Consider the following 17,405-nt stretch of genomic DNA (forward strand, 5'->3'; position numbering starts at 1 on the left):
TTACAGTATTCCCACTTAAGCAATTCAAAATTCAAAATTCAAAATTCAAAATGGGGACTGGGGACTGGGGACACTTCGACAAGCTCAGTGCATCGCTGGGGATTGGGGACTGGGAGACAAGGGAGACAAGGTAGATTTTATTTCTATGCCCTATGCCCTATGCCCTATGCCCTATGCCCGTTACACGGCATTATCTGTATTTTTTTGTTGTAAAAGTTTTTTGGCGATCGCACAATCTTGTTGAATTTGATTTTTTAGGGCTTCTAGTGAAGGGAATTTCTGCTCTGAACGTAAAAATTCTACTAACTGGACGGTGAGTTTTTTTCCGTATAAATCACCACTCCAGTCCAGCAAATGTACTTCCACGGAAGAATAAGTCCCGTTGACGGTGGGACGATTACCAATATTCATCACTCCTAAAATTTCACTTGCTGTATTCGCTGTGGATGTATCGCTCAAAATCTGCACCCGCACAGCATAAACTCCCTTGCAGGGAATAAATTTATCACTTGGTAACTCTAAATTAGCGGTGGGAAAGCCGATAGTTCTACCTAGTTGTTCACCTTCGACCACAGTACCAATGAGAGTATAAAGCCGCCCCAGGCATCGACTAGCGTTTTTAATATCCCCACTGGCTAAAGATTTACGGATAAGTGAAGTGCTAATGGGAGCATTGTCACTCAAATTTAAACTGCTACAACTATTGTTGTCTTCGGCGGGGAGAGTAGAAGTCTGGAGAGTGACTATAGTTACAGGTATATTGTACTTAGCGGCGATCGCTTGTAAATCTTGAGCCGTTCCCCGGCGATTTTTACCAAAACAAAAGTCTTGTCCCACACTAATACGCTGACAGCGTAATCTCTGTACAATCACCCTTTCCACAAACTCTTCAGGAGATAAAGCTGCTAAGTCCCGATCAAATGGTAATAGTACAAGCTGCTGCACCCCAAGCGATCGCAATTGCTCTACTTTTTCATCTAAAGGCGTTAGCCAAGTCCGAGTTTGTCCCGTAAAAAACTCTTGGGGATGGGGGCGAAAAGTTACAACTGTAGAATATATCTGTTCTTGTGGTGTTGCTTGGGGGTCTACTGATGGGAGTGGTGGCGAGGCGAGTTTCTGTCCTCCCATTAAAATTGGTTGAATAACTCTTTGATGGCCAAGATGCACGCCATCAAATTTGCCCAAGGCAACAGCCGTTGGCGTTAGTAGTTTATCAGTTGCAGCAGCAACCCACACAGAACACCCATTTTGAGACAGATTTGGCACTTGGATTTGGGGATTTGAGGTTTATTGAAGTTAGACAGTTAGTTGCTTTTAAAAGGCAAAAGGTGAGTCAGCGCGGTCTTGGGGGTTTCCCCCATGAGCGACTGACGATCTTCGCAGCGTTAGCGACGCAGGAGCGTCACCCGTTCGCGATAGCGTTGCGTAGCAAAGGGCAAAAGGTAAATTTTGGGCTTTTTACTTTTACCTTTTTACTTCCTACTTCCTGTCTTCTTCAAATCTAATCTAAAATCTACCATCACTCCGACGACAACTTTAATCCGCAAAAATTACCTACGAAACGGATTCTGATAGGGGAACTGAGACGGGAATTTGCAGCACCATTCCTTCTCTTGCCATAATTGCTCCTGGAAATTGAGCAAAGGCTTGCGCCCCTACATGATCTAAGAAATCATCATCATGGGCTGGGTCATGGTGGAAAATCACCAGGGTTTTTACATTGGCAGCCTTAGCCACTTTTACGGCTTCTTGCCAAGTAGAATGTCCCCAACCGATTTTCGGTGATTTAGGAGAATAGTATTCGTCATCAGTGTAGGTAGAATCATAAATTAAAATATCTGCATTCCGGGCTAACCACAACACATTTTCATCTAATTTATCGGGAAAATGTTCTGTGTCGGTAATGTAAACCGCCGCCCCACCACACCAGTTAACTCGATATCCCACCGCTTCCCCAGGATGATTGAGTGGGGCTGTTTCTACGGTAATATCATTAATCTGTATGGGTTTTCCTGGATGAACATCGTGAAATTCCAGATCGGCCTGCATGATTTGCAAAGGCACAGGAAAATTCGGGTGCAGCATCTGATCGTTAAGACGTAGTTCTACAGTAGAACCATCAGGAGCGATCGCCCCATAAATATGAAAATTATTTCCCTTCACAAATCCAGGAACAAAGAAGGGGAAACCCTGCATATGATCCCAGTGTGAGTGAGTAAAAAATAAATGAGCTTCTATTGGCATTTGGCGCAATAAAGATTGCCCCAAAACGTGCAGCCCTGTGCCGCCATCGAAAACTAAGCGTTTACCACCCACTTGCATTTCGACACAAGGGGTATTGCCACCATAGCGGACTGTATGTGGCCCTGGACAGGGGATGCTCCCACGAACGCCCCAAAATTGTACAGTAAATTGGTTCTCTATCCTTGACATGGGTATTGCTTGCTGGACTGGGCGGGCGATCAATAAAAAGTGTAGTTGTTTAGTGAAATTTATACTGTTTTACCGCAGAAGATAGAGAAATAGGTTTTTGGTAAAACAGCATACATAGATTAAGTTAATCTACGTAAATTGGGCGAGGCTATGCCAAGCACTTACCTCATTATTCCCAAAATATTTGTATCAGTAATATCAAGAACGCTCCTAATTTTATAGCCTAATTTTGACTATGTTGTATATGAGGGAGTCAATAGTCAATAGTCAATAGTCATTAGTCATTAGTCATTAGTTTGTCTTCCTCTGCCCCCTGCCCTGCCCCCTTGCCCCCTGCTTTTTACGAAAACTTAAATTCCCACTGAGATAACTTATCTAGTCCATTGGCGTAGGTGAGATTGTATTGTAAGGGTGTAATGCTAATGTAGTTATCACGGATGACGTGAACATCTATAGGGACATTTTGGGGGAGATTTAAGCCTGCTGGTGGTTCTACGTCTTCTAAAACTTCTCCAGTTAACCAGTAATAGGTTTTACCACGGGGGTCTGTGCGTTTGTCAAAAACATCTACATACCTACGCACTCCCTGACGGGTGAATTGAACGCCAGCAATTTCTTCCCAGTTGACAGGCGGGACATTGACATTAAGCAACATTAAATCTGGGATGGGTTTAATACTCAGTTGCTCTACCAAGATTTTGGCAAAGTGCGCCGCAGGTTGAAAGTTTTTATAGGTGTGACTAGTTAAGCTCATGGCGATGCTAGGAATACCTTCAATCATGCCTTCCATCGCTGCCGATACAGTACCAGAGTAGAGAATTTCTGTACCTAAATTTGCACCTTGATTGATACCCGAAAGGACTAAATCAGGCGGAGAATCTAATAATGCCCACAGTGCCAGTTTGACACAATCTGAAGGTGTACCATCACAAGCCCAGGCTTTGATACTGGGATGAAAAATTGACTCGACAATTTCAGCGCGGATTGGTTGGTGTAGAGTTAGTCCATGACCAGTAGCCGATCGCTCTCGATCAGGACAAACCACCGTCACATCATGTCCTGCTTCCGCTAAACAGTTAGCCAGGGTACGAATCCCCAAAGCCGAAATACCATCATCATTGCTAATTAGTAGTTTCATAGTCATGAGTCAATAGTCAATAGTCAATAGTCAATAGTCAACAGTCCACAGTCCATAGTCAAGAGTTGTGGACTGTTGAATCATCAATCCCCAGTCCCCAGTCCCCAATCCCCAATCCCCAGTCCCCAATCCCCAGTCCCCAATCCCCAATCCCCAATCCCCAATCCCCAATCCCATCTAAACTGATAAAAAGAGCGATGGTTTTCACCCCTGTCTCTCATAAATTAATGGCATACTACTAAAGTTATTTGTCGAATAGTCCAAAACTGTGGACTATTGACTATTGACTATGGACTATTGACTAATGACTAGCAACTTAGAAGCTCAACTTTTAGCATTGCGGCAAGAAGGAGAACAGGCGATCGCTGCCGCCGATACCCTCGAACGTCTGGAGGAACTCAGAGTTAACTATCTGGGGAAAAAAGGTCAATTGGGGGCTTTGTTGCGTAGCATGGGGCAAATGAGTGCAGAGGAGAGACCAAAAATTGGTGCGATCGCCAATACGGTCAAGGAAGCACTACAAGCTAGTTTAGACCAGCAAAAGTCTGCCCTAGAAAATGCCCAAATTCAAGCACAACTAGAAGCAGAAACCCTTGATGTCACAATGCCGGGCATTTATCGCCCCCAAGGTCGCATTCATCCTTTAAATGGCATTATTGACCGGGCTTTTGATATTTTTGTCGGTATGGGCTACACGGTGGCGCAAGGGCCGGAAATGGAGACAGATTACTACAATTTTGAGGCTCTCAACACCCCACCAGACCACCCTGCCCGTGATATGCAGGATACTTTCTACCTGCCTGATGGTAATCTCCTGCGGACTCATACCTCATCGGTACAAATTCGCTACATGGAGAAGGAAGAACCACCCATTCGGGTTGTAGCCCCAGGGCGAGTGTATCGGCGTGATAATGTTGATGCTACTCACTCAGCAGTTTTCCATCAAATCGAGTTGTTAGCCATTGATGAGGGACTAACATTTACTGACCTCAAAGGCACAATTAAAGTATTTTTAAATGCTATGTTTGGCGACTTGCCGATTCGCTTCCGTGCCAGTTATTTCCCCTTTACAGAACCCTCGGCTGAGGTAGATTTACAGTGGAATGGTCGCTGGTTAGAAGTCATGGGTTGCGGCATGGTAGACCCAAATGTGATGAAATCTGTAGGTTATGACCCAGAAATTTACACCGGATTTGCGGCGGGTTTTGGTGTAGAACGCTTTGCAATGGTGTTACACCAAATTGACGATATCCGTCGTTTATATGCCAGCGATTTGCGCTTTTTACGCCAGTTTTAATTAAGTAGTTTAAAAAGTCCTTGAGAGGAGATTAATTACTCCTCCCCAGAGACTTTCAGCGCAAGCAAGTAAGTCGGTGCGGAAAAAACAAACTACATTAAGCAATGTAAAAATAATAGGATTCAGTTCGTAGTAAGGACTTTAGTCCTTTTTTAAGAACTAAAGTTTTCACTACAAACCTTGAATTATTTACCCTGTTCTGAACAATAAAATGGTAAAGTCTACCTACTATGACAATATTGCTCACCTTTATGATCAAACTCGTTGGCTAACAGAATCTATAGCAGAGGAAGTCGTAGATTTTATTATTAGATTAGTCAACGCAACACCAGAAACCTCTTTTTTAGAACTTGGTATTGGTACAGGATTGAATGTTATTCCTTTGGTCAAACGTGGCTATTCTGTTACTGGGATTGATGCCTCTCAAGCCATGCTTGAGCAATTAAAGCAAAAACTACACACAATCCCGCCAAATCTCCAGTTAATTCATGCAGATGCTTCCCAACTTTCTTTTCCAAATCAGAGTTTTGATGTTGTGTTAACCGTTCATATGATTCACACCGTTTTAGACTGGAAAGTCTTTTTGGATGAAATTGAACGTGTTTTGAAACCACAAGGTTATTATCTCAATGCTCAATGGATTACTCCACCAGCCCGTATGGAATTTGAAGGTTATTTCCGAAAAATTTTAGCTAAATATATAGAGAAATCAGCAACAAATCAAGTCAGTCAGAAAATAACCTCAGCAATCAACATAGAAGAATATTTTGATGGCAAAGGATATTGTTCAAACTATGTAATTGCAAAGGAGTGGGTGGTAAGTAACACAGTTCAAGAACTCCTCAATTGTTTCAAGTCACGGGCATATGGTTTATGTTGGCTGGTATCGGATGAGATATTTCATCAAATCATGGTGGAGTTTGAAGAGTTTTGTCTGCAACATTATGGTTCGTTAGCAACTGAGTTATCGTCTAAAGCTAAGTTTGAGATATGGGCATATCAAGCAAGCTAATACTCCTACATTACTTCCTAGTAATTCACGCGATGTGCAACTTATTTTTGAAACCCCTCTCCAAACCTCTCCCCTGCAAGGAGAGAGGCTTTAAATCTTGCTCCCCTTCCCTTGTAGGGAAGGGGTTGGGGGTTAGGTTTGAGAGAAAGTTGCACACGGCGTTATAGCCTTTCTCAGTCTAGTGAAGTACAATAACAACAATGAGTAAACCAATTAAAAATATCATCTAAAGAGACTTGGCTAAAAGCAGTTTCAATTGCTATTACTAAATCTGGATAACTCCTAGCACCGATAGAACGGAGTGCATTCTTAATCTTTGACCAACAATTTTCAATGGGTGAAAAATCAGGAGAATACGGTGGTAAATAAATCAACTTAGCTCCAGCAGATTCGATGAGTTTTTCAATATCCCCACCTTTATGAATTGAGCAATTGTCCATGATTACATAATCACCTTTCTTCAGTTTCGGAACTAGTTTTTGCGAAATATAAGCCTCAAATGTTAGACCATCAGTCGCTCCTAAAATACTGTATTGGCTAACGACTCCTCTCAAACCAATTGCACCAATTATCGAGACATTTTTACTACGTTTTTGCGGTCTTTGACCATGCGCTCTTTCACCTTTTTTGGCACGAGCAGACTGTCTGTCCAAAGATAGATTCGCTCCGGCTTCATCTAGAAATATCAGCTTTTGGGCTGGTATTCCTCGTATTTGTAGCCAAAACTGTAATCTTAACGCTTGAACTCTTGGAGTATCTTTTTCTGCGGCGTGCAATGTTTTTTTTTAAGCTAATTTCCATCCTCTTTAACATTCTGTCTACTGTCGAAATCCCAATGGTTATTCCTGTTTTTTGTTTGAGTAGCTCCCGAATTTCTGATAAAGTGGCATCATTTTTGGCTTCTACTATTTCCTGAAGCACATTCAATTGCTGAGAGTTTAGCTTTGGTGGCGTTTGTTGTGTTCTGACTTTCGGTGCGATATTTCCTGTTTCTCTATACTGTTTCAGTAATTTCTCTATAAATCCTAAAGTTACACCAAATCTTTCTGCTAACTGTCGTTGTGATATTCCATCTTTTAAATATGTATCCAGTATCTTTTGACGCAAATCGAGGGAATATGCTTTCATTTTTACCCTAGACTAGTATGTACAGCTTTATTTGCTCAATTGTACTTCAGCAGACTGGGAAAGGCTATAAGTTTGTTATTGAGCATCAGAGTAAAAAGGTAAAAGGCAAAAACAAGCAATATTAATCTTTTACCTTTTTACTGATTCTGAGTACGGCTTTAGTGTGGCGCAATTACAAAATTGGGCTGATTTCTTTTAAATAAACTTGAGCAAAGGATTCATTTTCTCCTAAAGAATAATCCTCAATTAAGCCTTTGCGCCGAATCGAAATATCGTTTTGTTTCTTAATAACTACGGTAGAACCATCTAATATATCTCGCATCAACATCATTTCTGTTTCGCTAGGGTTATCTAGCACTACTAAATTACTACCGTAGTAAAACATTCCTTCGGCTTCTAGAATTTCTTCTGGATACTCAGCAATGAGTAAATCTAGTTTGGGGTGGCGGAGTAAAGTTTGGACATTGTGATTATATTCTGGGTGTAATACCTTTGGCGATCGCTGAATAAATACGCCCCCTCGACATACAGATCCGATTATCCAATCTGGGTGTTGTGACAAAATGTGATCAATTGTGGCTTGTAGTTCCTCTACCTGAATTTTATTAAAGGTAATAATGGGGATTCTGGCTTCTAAACCTGAGTTAAAAAATGTTGCCAGGATATGTGCAGGAACATCAACACTCTCACCCTCAGCCGGATTATAGTGCATGAAAATTCCTGGTGCGGCGTTGATTTCTAAAATAGAAAATTTACCATCCTTCCAAGAATCTGACAGATTTTCAGCAATCACATCAATACCTAAACAAGTGAGTTGAAAGTATTGGGCGATGTCTTGCGTCAAAATAATGTTGTCATCGTGGATGGTGTTGGTGGCATTAATACTTAAACCTCCAGCCGAAAGATTAGCAACTCTCCGCAGGTAGATAGTTTCTTCTTTGTCCAGAATGCTGTTTAATGACAACCCTTGCAAGTCTAAATAAAACTCCATTTCCTCATCAATGCGAATTTTACTCATTGGTGAAGTGGGACTATCTAAACGTGCAGGTTTACGGTTTTCTTGACGAATTAACTCTGCAATTGTTGAGTAACCATCACCGACGACAAAAGCAGGACGGCGTTCAGTAGCCGCCACGAACTTACCATTCACACACAACAACCGAAAATCCTTACCAGAGATACTTTTCTCCACAATAATTCTGATGGTTTCCCCTTCAGGAATCGCTTCTACAGCCCGGTCATAGGCTGCTTCTAGTTCATCTAAATCTTTCACATCTGGGGTAACACCAATACCTTTATGACCCACAACAGGTTTCACTGCTACTGGGTAGCCAATTTCTTTTGCTATTTGTTTAGCTTCTCTAAAGGAAAAAACAATATCTCCTTGGGGAACGGGAAAGCCTAAATTGTGCAGAAACGCTTTGCAATCATCTTTATGGGTGGTAAATTCTGAATCTAAATGGCTGTCACAGTTAAAAGTTGTACCCACACCCCGAATTTGTTTTTTACCCCAGCCATACTGCATCAGGCCTTCTTCCCATAGATAGAGTGAGGGAATACCTTTTTCATAGGCGGTTCGCAGTAAGGCGTAAACCGTAGGGCCACCGTAAGCAGATTGACGAAATCTGTCTTGGAGGTGAAAAATTTGCTCATCTAAGAAGAATTCTTTACCTTGGGTAATGGCTTCTAACCAATCCCAAACTAGGTAAATAACTGATGTTGTGGTGCGTTCGTGCAGTGATTGTACAGCTATGTGGAAACCTCTGGAATTAGGTTTCACACTCCAACGATGCGGGTACAAATCCATATCTAGTTTGCCTACTTCTAAGACTGTAGCTGCAAACAGATGGGCGTAGGATTCGTAAGTTTGTTTGCCTAATTGGGGATAGCGATCGCTCACAACCGCAATATAATCCTCTATTGGTAGGGGCTGTTTATCTGCTACTACCGCTAAATTAAACACTATTGCCCCGACATCTAAATAAGGGTTAGACCCGACATAATAGCGAAAATTGAAAATATCAAAGACATCTGTTTTCCTAGCATTAATACGGACTATATCGGTGCTTTTTTCCTGAATCATAGATGTTTTACCTTTGGCTAACTTCCTTTAAATTCAGTTATTAATTTCATTTAATATGTCTTACTAATTTTAAATTGATTTTCGCAATTACTGCGGCACAACTTAACCTATATTTTGATAACACTGTTTATACATAACTTCATTTATCAGCACTTTCAACTATCCCAAGACATACTTAGTTTTAGTTAGCCTGAATAATCATCAAATTTATCTATTTTCTCAAATACTCATACAAAATATTACCCTTGATAGGTGTCAGACTTACGCATAGTAGATATAAATAAGAAATGGGTTTAGGAAATAGCCAAAGGTATGAATAGTACACAAGCTACTTTAAGAGATGAAGTTAGACAACTTGCCCAAGAAGCGTTTCAACTCAAGTTGATTTCTGGTCATGGAGACGGAGCAGATATCAATGAATATCAAATTGTCTATCAAGGTAAGCCTCGACATTTGCCATTAGAACAGGCACGCTTTTTTTTGGTCAACCTGATATATAGAAATCAGATTTGTTAAAAAAATAATTTTTTGCAGGATTCAACTTCATCATCAACTGTGACAACAGATAAGTTATGCTGACTTATCTGTTGTTATTTTTGGGTTTAAATTTAACCAGAAATATCATCTATGTTTTTGTTGTGATTCACCTGTATTCCAAGGTAGATTTCAGATGAAAATTGCAGTGATTTTAGATAATTTTTATCTACCAATAGGATGATTTGATATTGATAAATGTCATGCTTTATTGAAATTAGTAATAAATTAACTAATGTTAGGAAATTCTATATGACTACTAGTGAAAATAAACGCCAGTTGGTAATTATCGGGGGAGCAGAAGACAAAGATGGAGATTCCCAAATTTTGCGGGAGTTTGTGCGCCGTGCGGGTAGTACAAGAGCCAATATTGTGATTATGACCGCAGCCACAGAACTCCCTAGAGATGTGGGAGAGAATTACATCAGGGTTTTTGAGAGATTAGGCGCAGAAAAAGTGCGGATAGTAGATACAGAAACCCGTGAGGACGCAACTTCATCCACAGCATTAGAAGCGATCGCCAAAGCTACAGGTATATTTTTTACAGGGGGAGATCAAGCCCGTATTACTAGTATTCTCAAAGACACAGAATTAGATAGAGCCATTCACCAACGCTATGGCGAAGGTATCGTGATTGGTGGTACAAGTGCAGGCGCAGCAGTCATGCCAGATAAAATGATTGTCGAAGGTGACTCAGAAACTAATCCTCGTCCAGAAATTGTTGATATGGGGCCAGGCTTAGGCTTCCTTCCTGGGGTAGTCATTGACCAACATTTTTCCGAACGCGGACGCTTAGGACGCTTAATTACAGCCTTAGTTCGAGAACCTGCTGTATTAGGATTTGGTATTGACGAAAATACTGCTATGGTCGTCACAGATAGTCAAATTGAAATCATCGGTCAAGGTTCAGTTACAGTCGTGGATGACTCAGAAGCCACATACAACAACTTAGATGAAATTTTACGTGATGAAGCACTAGCCGTTTGTGGTGCAAAACTGCACATATTACCCCACGGGTTTAAATTTGACTTAAAAACCCGTAAACCCATTCTCAGTAATGGTGTAGCCGCAGATAATGCCGTACCCGTTGGCGCAGGTAATGCCTAAATTTTTTGCTTCTGCGCTGCTGCCATCAAGGCTAGTTACACACAACTTAATGGCTGTGATATGATGGGAGACTGCTGCATACATTTAGAAAAAATCGAATTCAACTCATCATGGCTCTGACGCAACAGCGCAAACAAGAAATTATCTCTAGCTACCAAGTCCACGAAACAGACACCGGTTCTGCTGATGTGCAAATTGCGATGCTAACTGCACGCATTAACCGCCTCAGCGAACACTTACAAGCCAACAAAAAAGACCACTCTTCCCGTCGCGGATTGTTAAAACTGATTGGTCAACGTAAGCGTTTGTTAGCATACGTCCAAGAAGATAGCCGGGAAAAATATCAAGCTTTGATTGGTCGCTTAGGTATTCGTGGATAGGGATTAGCATTTATGCCTGCTGAAGAATCAGAAAGCACTCGTCTACCATTTGAACCAAAAACCAAACGCCAAAAACCTGCAAAAGCGAAAAACACCCCACCAATCAAGTCTCAAGAACCTGAAAAACAGGAGAAACAACAGCCACCCTTCACAAAAGAAGAAATGGCGATTCCCCAGGTGGTGAGTCAGCGCATGATCAGGCGAGTAGCAGCATTTTGCGGCATTCCCACAGCGTTGGGTATTTCCGCCTTAGTAGTCAGTTATTTGTTAGCTACCTACTCCGATATCAAATTAGCTCCCATCGCTGTATTACTGGTGAATATGGGACTTTTTGGTTTAGGTGTGTTGGGAATTACCTATGGCGTTCTTTCTGCCTCATGGGACGAAGATAGAGTGGGTGGCCTAATAGGTTTTAGTGAATTTAGAACCAATTGGGGACGCATGGCAGACGTTTGGCGCGAAACTCGGCAGAAAAAAGCATAAAAACGCACTCAGGCATTTATATAACTGCTGTTTTGGGTAAATTTTTAGAGTCAATGTTGAAGTTTATGGATGATGACTTCAACATTTCTAAATTAAAAATTTATGATTAAACTTTAGACCCAACTAGCAGCCATAAAAGCCTTGAGTGCTTAATTTTTTGGGGTGTTAATTCAATTCTTCATTTTTGCTGACTACACTAAATAGATAAGAACCAAGATAATCGCCTATAAGTTTGAGCTTTCACGCCATTCAAAGGGGAATTTCTAATGATTGTAGTCATGAAAGTTGGTTCTCCCGAAGCGGAGATTGACCGGATTAATGAAGAACTGAGTAGTTGGGGTTTGACACCAGAAAAGATTGTTGGTAAACACAAAGTAGTAATTGGTTTAGTGGGTGAAACTGCTGACTTAGACCCACTACAAATTCAAGAAGTCAGTCCTTGGATTGAGCAAGTATTAAGAGTAGAACTTCCTTATAAACGTGCTAGTCGGCAATATCGCCACGGTGAAGCCTCGGAAGTTGTAGTGAATACCCCCGATGGTGCAGTGATATTTGGGGAACACCATCCTTTGGTAGTGGTGGCTGGCCCCTGTTCTGTGGAAAACGAGGAAATGATCGTTGCCACTGCACAGCGCGTTAAAGCAGCCGGAGCCAGGTTTTTGCGGGGTGGCGCATATAAACCCCGTACCTCACCTTACGCCTTCCAAGGACACGGCGAAAGTGCTTTAGAATTACTCGCCAAAGCGCGGGAAGTTAGCGGTTTGGGCATTATTACAGAAGTGATGGATGCGGCGGAACTAGAAATTATTGCCGAAGTGGCTGATGTGATTCAAGTCGGCGCAAGAAATATGCAGAATTTCTCCCTACTCAAAAAAGTCGGGGCGCAACCCAAACCAGTGCTGTTAAAGCGAGGAATGGCGGCTACCATTGAAGATTGGTTGATGGCGGCTGAATATATTTTGGCAGCAGGTAATCCTAATGTAATTTTATGCGAACGGGGTATTCGTACCTTTGACCGCCAATATACTCGCAACACCTTAGATTTATCTGTAGTGCCGGTATTACGGAAATTAACCCACCTCCCAATTATGATTGATCCTAGTCATGGTACAGGTTGGGCTGAGTTTGTACCGTCGATGGCGATGGCGGCGATCGCAGCTGGTTGTGACTCTCTGATGATTGAAGTCCACCCCAACCCTAAAAAAGCCCTATCCGACGGGCCGCAATCATTGACACCAGAAGCCTTTGACCAGTTGATGCAAGAGTTAGCTGTCATCGGTAAAGCCGTAGGACGCTGGCCAACACCAGCCGCAGCTTTAGCGTAAGCAGTTTTTCCACTGGAGAGTAAATCAAGAAAATTCTATCTCCAGGAAGCTGAATCAATACCTTGGGGAAGATGTCTCTACTGAGTTAAACAGTATCAAATATATCAAAACCAGTAGTGGCATCTTCTGAGCAGGGAGATTAATTCAATGAATTTGCAGGCGATATGGCAACTTTTTCAAGAAGCGTTTCAAGAGTGGAGTGAAGATAAAGCCTCACGGTTAGCTGCGGCTTTAGCTTACTACACAGTTTTTTCCATTGCACCATTGCTGATTATTGTGATTGCGATCGCTGGTGCAGTATTAGGTGAAGATGCTGCTAGGGGTGAAATTGTTAACCAAATTCAAGGTTTAGTCGGTAGAGAGGGAGCAGAATTCATCGAAACCGCCATTCAAAATGCTAATCGACCGCAAGCAGGTACTATCGCTTCTATAATTAGTGTCGCTCTTTTGTTGTTAGGTGCAACCGGAGTTTTTACCGAATTACAAGATTCTCTCAACACGATTTGGGAAGTACAAGCAAAACCAGGACGCGGCGTAAAAAATATTGTGCGCCAGCGTTTTTTATCTTTTGCAATGGTCGTATCGATTGGCTTTTTGTTGTTAGTCTCTCTCGTTGTTAGCACCGTCTTGTCAGCAGTTGTCAGTTATTTTAGTGGTTTATTACCAGGTATAGATTTCGTATGGCAACTGTTGAACTTTGTGATTTCCTTTATTGTCACCACTTTACTATTCGGACTAATTTTCAAAGTTTTACCCGATGTCAAAATTACTTGGGCGGATGTTTTAATTGGGGCGATGATTACATCCCTGTTATTTTCCATCGGGAGATTTTTATTAGGACATTATTTAGGTAATAGCAGTTTTGGATCAGCTTACGGTGCAGCAGGTTCAGTAGTAGTAATTCTGGCTTGGGTTTACTATACTGCCCAAATTCTGTTTTTTGGGGCTGAATTTACCCAGGTTTATGCCAGGAAGTATGGTAGACGCATTGTACCGACACATAACGCCATCCCCTTGGATAAAGGTAAATCTACAAATCAAAATCAGAGAAAGTCATAGAGATGGATAAATATCTTTATATCGATTGGCGTGCAGTTTTTGTTCCTAGTATTAGCGTTCTGGAATTACTAGTCAGAGGCTCTTTAGTTTATCTAGCCCTATTTTCAGTGTTACGTTTACTACCTAGCCGACAATTAGGAACGCTGGGAATTACTGATTTGCTCGTAGTAGTGTTATTTGCTGAAGCCGCCCAAAACGCTATGGCTAGTAACTATACTTCCATTACCGAAGGAGCAATTTTAGTAGGAACGGTGATTTTCTGGAGCTACTTCTTAAACTGGCTAGGCTACAAATTACCCGCAGTACAACGATTTCTGAATCCTCCGCCCATCTTGTTAGTGAAAAATGGTAAAACAATCAAACGCCACCTCCAACAAGAATTGATTACAGAAGATGAATTGATGAGTAAATTACGTCAGCAAGGCGTGGAATTATTAGATGAGGTCAAGTTGGCGTATATGGAGGCAGACGGTAGCATCAGTATTATTAGATTTGAATTAAAAACTCAGAATGTCAACCCACAAAAAGCCATTGAGAAAGGCTAAATAGAGGGTAAAATATGACAGTTGTATTCTGCCGCGAACGTTGATTGAGCGTTATACTTTGCCCGAAATGGGCAACTTGTGGACTGAAGCTTATAAGTTTAAAACCTGGCTTCAAGTAGAAATTGCAGTTTGTGAAGCCCAAGCTGAATTGGGTTACATTCCGGCTGCGGCTGTTGAGGAAATTAAGGCTAAGGCAAACTTTGACCCGAAACGGGTGTTAGAGATAGAGGCGGAAGTCCGCCATGATGTGATCGCTTTTTTGACGAATGTCAATGAATATGTAGGCGATGCAGGGCGTTATATCCACTTGGGATTAACTAGTTCTGATGTCCTAGATACGGCTTTAGCATTGCAAATGGTTGCTAGTCTGGATGTGCTAGCCCAACGCCTGGAAGATTTAATCCAGGTGATTCGCTCTAAAGCACGGGAACATCGTTATACCGTCATGGCCGGCCGATCGCATGGTATTCATGCTGAACCGATTACCTTTGGCTTTAAACTAGCTGGATGGCTGGCGGAAGTCTTGCGTCATCAACAAAGATTGCAAATTCTCCGCGAAACCATTGCTGTAGGTAAGATTTCCGGCGCGGTGGGAACTTATGCCAATATAGAACCAAGAGTAGAAGCGATCGCTTGTCAAAAATTAGGACTCAAGCCAGATACCGCCTCTACACAGGTGATTTCCCGCGATATCCACGCTGACTATGTACAGCAATTAGCCCTAGTCGCCGCCTCCATTGAACGCTTTGCTGTGGAAATTCGCAATCTCCAAAAAACAGACGTTCTGGAAGTCGAAGAATATTTCTCCAAAGGGCAGAAAGGCTCTAGTGCTATGCCCCACAAGCGTAACCCCATCCGTTCCGAACGATTGACGGGGATGGCGCGATTAATTAGAAGTCACGCCGGTGCAGTCTTAGAAAACGTTGCTTTGTGGCATGAACGGGATATTTCTCACAGTTCTGTAGAACGGGTAGTTCTGCCGGATGCTTGTATTTTGACCCATTTCATGCTAAAGGAAATCACCGAATTGGTGAAAAACCTGTTGGTGTATCCAGAAAACATGGCGCGCAATCTTAACTGCTATGGCGGAGTGGTGTTTAGTCAGAAAGTCCTACTAGCCCTAGTAGAAAAGGGTTTGAGCCGCGAAGAAGCATATGCGATCGTCCAACAAAACGCTCACACCGCTTGGAATAAGCCAGAAGGCAACTTCCACGACTTGATTGTCAATGACTCCCGCGTCACCCAAAGGTTATCAGCAGATGAAATTGCCGTCTGTTTTGACCCCCAACAACACCTGCGTCATTTAGACGAGGTTTATCAACGATTGGGGATTTAGGTAGGGATTGGGAATTGGGAATTTTGGATTTTGGATTTTGGATTTTGGATTGAATATAATCCGAAATTTAAAGGATGGGACAAGTGTGGACAAGGTAGACAAGGTGGACAAGGCTGAATAGATTTCCTTACTCAGCACCAGCTAAACGCCCTGCTACCGCTAACATTACTCAAATCAATTCAAAATTCAAAATTCAAAATCCAAAATTAAAGAATTGATTACTCATTACTCATTACTCCCCACTCACAACTCCCCACCGGCTAAACGCCGCGCTACCGCTAACACAACTCAGCACTCAACACTCAACACTCAGCACTCAACACTCAGCACTCAGCACTCAGCACTCAGCACTCTCCTTAAAGACTTTAAAATAGTTGCTGTATCTTCTCTCAGTAGTGGGTAATATAAATAACAAATAAAAGCCCCTTTATTTAGTTATTTGAGTACCCTAATGATTGAAATCCTAGCTACTCTTTCTGCTTCTGCGGCAGCAGGAATGAGAATAGGCATACCTTTATTTATTATCTTTCTTTTACAGGGCAGTGATTTTTGGTCGCAGGTGCCAATTTTCTCTCATGTTTCCCATAGAGTTCTATTAACTCTTGTTATCGGTTGTTCCTTTGCAGAAATATTTGTTTCTAAAAAACTCTGGGGACAACGAATATTACAAGTAATTCATTTATCCTTATCTCCCATTGTTGGTGGGATTATGGGTTTAACCGTGGCTTCAGCTACAGCAACACCACAGTGGTTACTAGCTGGAATTGGTGGTTTATTTGCTCTCGTCTTACAGTTGGTACAGGTGGGTTGGTTTTATCGCTTACGGGGGTTGCCATTATGGGCGGTCTTTTTACAAGATACCTTATGTATAGCTCTAGTGCTGTTTGCTTTTGATGCTCCCTGGCAAGGAGGATTAATCGCTTTAATCCTCCTCTTGTTCGCTTTGCATAGTGCTAAACAGTGGTATGACTGGTATCACAAAGCAGGTAAAAAAAACAACGCATAAAACCAAAAATCCCTCCAGAGGAGGGAAGTGAGATATTAAAAAGCTTTTTTCTTATAACTTTTCACTTATTGCAATAGTCCAACTAGATGCAACAGTCCACGGCCTGTCACTAATTCAATAATCAACGCAATAAAGCCTAACATGGCAATACGACCGTTCCAGACTTCTGCACTGGTGGTAATACCCCATTCCCAACTTTCTGGAGGATACATCTTCACTTTCTTCTTCATTTGGGTGACTTGGGAAAGTTTAAGGCTGGGTTTTTGCAGTGCTTCAACTACTAAATCAGCTAAGGCTCTAATAAAGATGGGATGGGTATTGGGTGCAGGTACGCGCCGGAAGTTGTGAATTCCTGCTTCTTCGGCGATTTCCCGATACTCAATATCAATCTCTTGTAAAGTCTCGATATGTTCTGAGACAAAACTGATGGGGACTACAACTAAGTCATTCACACCTTGCGCGCCTAGTTCTTTGAGTGCGTCTTCTGTGTAGGGTTGCAGCCATTCTACTGGGCCTACACGACTTTGATAGGCTAAAGT

Annotated in this window: 19 protein-coding genes; 12 read left to right on the plus strand and 7 right to left on the minus strand. The window is 42.0% G+C overall.

The annotated features are described in order from the left end of the window. Positions 1 to 180: 180 nt before the first annotated feature. The 4 genes from CV014_RS27455 to CV014_RS27470 all read right to left on the minus strand — a co-directional run bounded on the left by CV014_RS27455 (position 181) and on the right by CV014_RS27470 (position 3,742). Positions 181 to 1,266, minus strand: a complete 1,086-nt coding sequence (locus CV014_RS27455; protein ID WP_236144914.1) for a bifunctional riboflavin kinase/FAD synthetase — start codon at positions 1,264 to 1,266, stop codon at positions 181 to 183. Positions 1,267 to 1,554: 288 nt separating this feature from the next. Continuing rightward, positions 1,555 to 2,433, minus strand: a complete 879-nt coding sequence (locus CV014_RS27460) for an MBL fold metallo-hydrolase (RefSeq protein WP_236144915.1) — start codon at positions 2,431 to 2,433, stop codon at positions 1,555 to 1,557. Between the two features lie 340 nt (positions 2,434 to 2,773). Continuing rightward, on the minus strand, positions 2,774 to 3,571 hold the full coding sequence (gene surE, locus CV014_RS27465) for a 5'/3'-nucleotidase SurE (RefSeq protein ID WP_236144929.1): 798 nt from the start codon (positions 3,569 to 3,571) through the stop codon (positions 2,774 to 2,776). 30 nt (positions 3,572 to 3,601) lie between these two features. After that, positions 3,602 to 3,742, minus strand: coding sequence for a hypothetical protein (locus tag CV014_RS27470; protein WP_236144916.1), 141 nt, complete (start codon positions 3,740 to 3,742; stop codon positions 3,602 to 3,604). Positions 3,743 to 3,875: 133 nt separating this feature from the next. Here CV014_RS27470 and pheS point away from each other — a divergent pair, with 133 nt between their 5' ends. Further along, positions 3,876 to 4,868, plus strand: a complete 993-nt coding sequence (pheS, locus tag CV014_RS27475) for a phenylalanine--tRNA ligase subunit alpha (RefSeq protein WP_103137052.1) — start codon at positions 3,876 to 3,878, stop codon at positions 4,866 to 4,868. Between the two features lie 211 nt (positions 4,869 to 5,079). After that, entirely contained in the window at positions 5,080 to 5,880 is an 801-nt protein-coding gene (locus CV014_RS27480; RefSeq protein ID WP_236144917.1) for a class I SAM-dependent methyltransferase, read from the plus strand. 173 nt (positions 5,881 to 6,053) lie between these two features. On the opposite strand, the gene CV014_RS27485 is transcribed toward CV014_RS27480, so the two are convergent. Both CV014_RS27485 and CV014_RS27490 read right to left on the minus strand, forming a co-directional pair. Continuing rightward, a protein-coding gene (locus CV014_RS27485) for an IS630 family transposase (RefSeq protein WP_236141298.1) occupies positions 6,054 to 7,008 on the minus strand; the annotation gives its coding sequence in 2 pieces (ribosomal slippage) (positions 6,054 to 6,666 and positions 6,665 to 7,008; 957 coding nt in all). 172 nt (positions 7,009 to 7,180) lie between these two features. Beyond that, positions 7,181 to 9,091, minus strand: a complete 1,911-nt coding sequence (locus tag CV014_RS27490) for an ATP-binding protein (protein WP_236144918.1) — start codon at positions 9,089 to 9,091, stop codon at positions 7,181 to 7,183. 312 nt (positions 9,092 to 9,403) lie between these two features. On the opposite strand from CV014_RS27490, the gene CV014_RS27495 reads away from it, so the two are divergent. From CV014_RS27495 to CV014_RS27540, 10 genes are all read left to right on the plus strand, one after another. Continuing rightward, a complete protein-coding gene (locus tag CV014_RS27495; protein WP_236144919.1) occupies positions 9,404 to 9,607 on the plus strand; it encodes a hypothetical protein in 204 nt (67 codons plus the stop codon). Between the two features lie 270 nt (positions 9,608 to 9,877). Further along, entirely contained in the window at positions 9,878 to 10,732 is an 855-nt protein-coding gene (locus tag CV014_RS27500; RefSeq protein WP_236144920.1) for a cyanophycinase, read from the plus strand. Positions 10,733 to 10,842: 110 nt separating this feature from the next. Beyond that, on the plus strand, positions 10,843 to 11,112 hold the full coding sequence (gene rpsO, locus CV014_RS27505; protein ID WP_103137058.1) for a 30S ribosomal protein S15: 270 nt from the start codon (positions 10,843 to 10,845) through the stop codon (positions 11,110 to 11,112). A gap of 12 nt (positions 11,113 to 11,124) precedes the next feature. After that, a complete protein-coding gene (locus tag CV014_RS27510; protein ID WP_236144921.1) occupies positions 11,125 to 11,595 on the plus strand; it encodes a PAM68 family protein in 471 nt (156 codons plus the stop codon). Positions 11,596 to 11,861: 266 nt separating this feature from the next. Further along, positions 11,862 to 12,920 carry a 3-deoxy-7-phosphoheptulonate synthase gene (aroF, locus tag CV014_RS27515; RefSeq protein ID WP_236144922.1) on the plus strand — a complete coding sequence of 353 codons (1,059 nt, stop codon included), beginning with the start codon at positions 11,862 to 11,864 and terminating at the stop codon, positions 12,918 to 12,920. Between the two features lie 147 nt (positions 12,921 to 13,067). After that, on the plus strand, positions 13,068 to 13,979 hold the full coding sequence (locus tag CV014_RS27520) for a YihY/virulence factor BrkB family protein (RefSeq protein WP_236144923.1): 912 nt from the start codon (positions 13,068 to 13,070) through the stop codon (positions 13,977 to 13,979). A 2-nt stretch (positions 13,980 to 13,981) separates the two neighbouring features. Then, a complete protein-coding gene (locus tag CV014_RS27525; RefSeq protein WP_236144924.1) occupies positions 13,982 to 14,524 on the plus strand; it encodes a DUF421 domain-containing protein in 543 nt (180 codons plus the stop codon). 40 nt (positions 14,525 to 14,564) lie between these two features. Continuing rightward, positions 14,565 to 15,860: an adenylosuccinate lyase gene (gene purB, locus CV014_RS27530; protein ID WP_236144925.1), complete on the plus strand. Its 1,296-nt coding sequence runs from the start codon at positions 14,565 to 14,567 to the stop codon at positions 15,858 to 15,860. A gap of 214 nt (positions 15,861 to 16,074) precedes the next feature. Continuing rightward, positions 16,075 to 16,263, plus strand: a complete 189-nt coding sequence (locus tag CV014_RS27535; protein WP_236144926.1) for a hypothetical protein — start codon at positions 16,075 to 16,077, stop codon at positions 16,261 to 16,263. A gap of 48 nt (positions 16,264 to 16,311) precedes the next feature. Beyond that, on the plus strand, positions 16,312 to 16,866 hold the full coding sequence (locus CV014_RS27540; protein WP_236144927.1) for a DUF4126 domain-containing protein: 555 nt from the start codon (positions 16,312 to 16,314) through the stop codon (positions 16,864 to 16,866). Positions 16,867 to 16,931: 65 nt separating this feature from the next. Here CV014_RS27540 and CV014_RS27545 read toward each other — a convergent pair. Next, the coding region (locus tag CV014_RS27545) for a ferrochelatase (RefSeq protein WP_236144928.1) at positions 16,932 to 17,405 on the minus strand (474 nt) is incomplete at its 5' end.

The sequence above is a fragment of the Nostoc sp. CMAA1605 genome (assembly GCF_021596505.1).
Lineage (GTDB): Bacteria > Cyanobacteriota > Cyanobacteriia > Cyanobacteriales > Nostocaceae > Trichormus.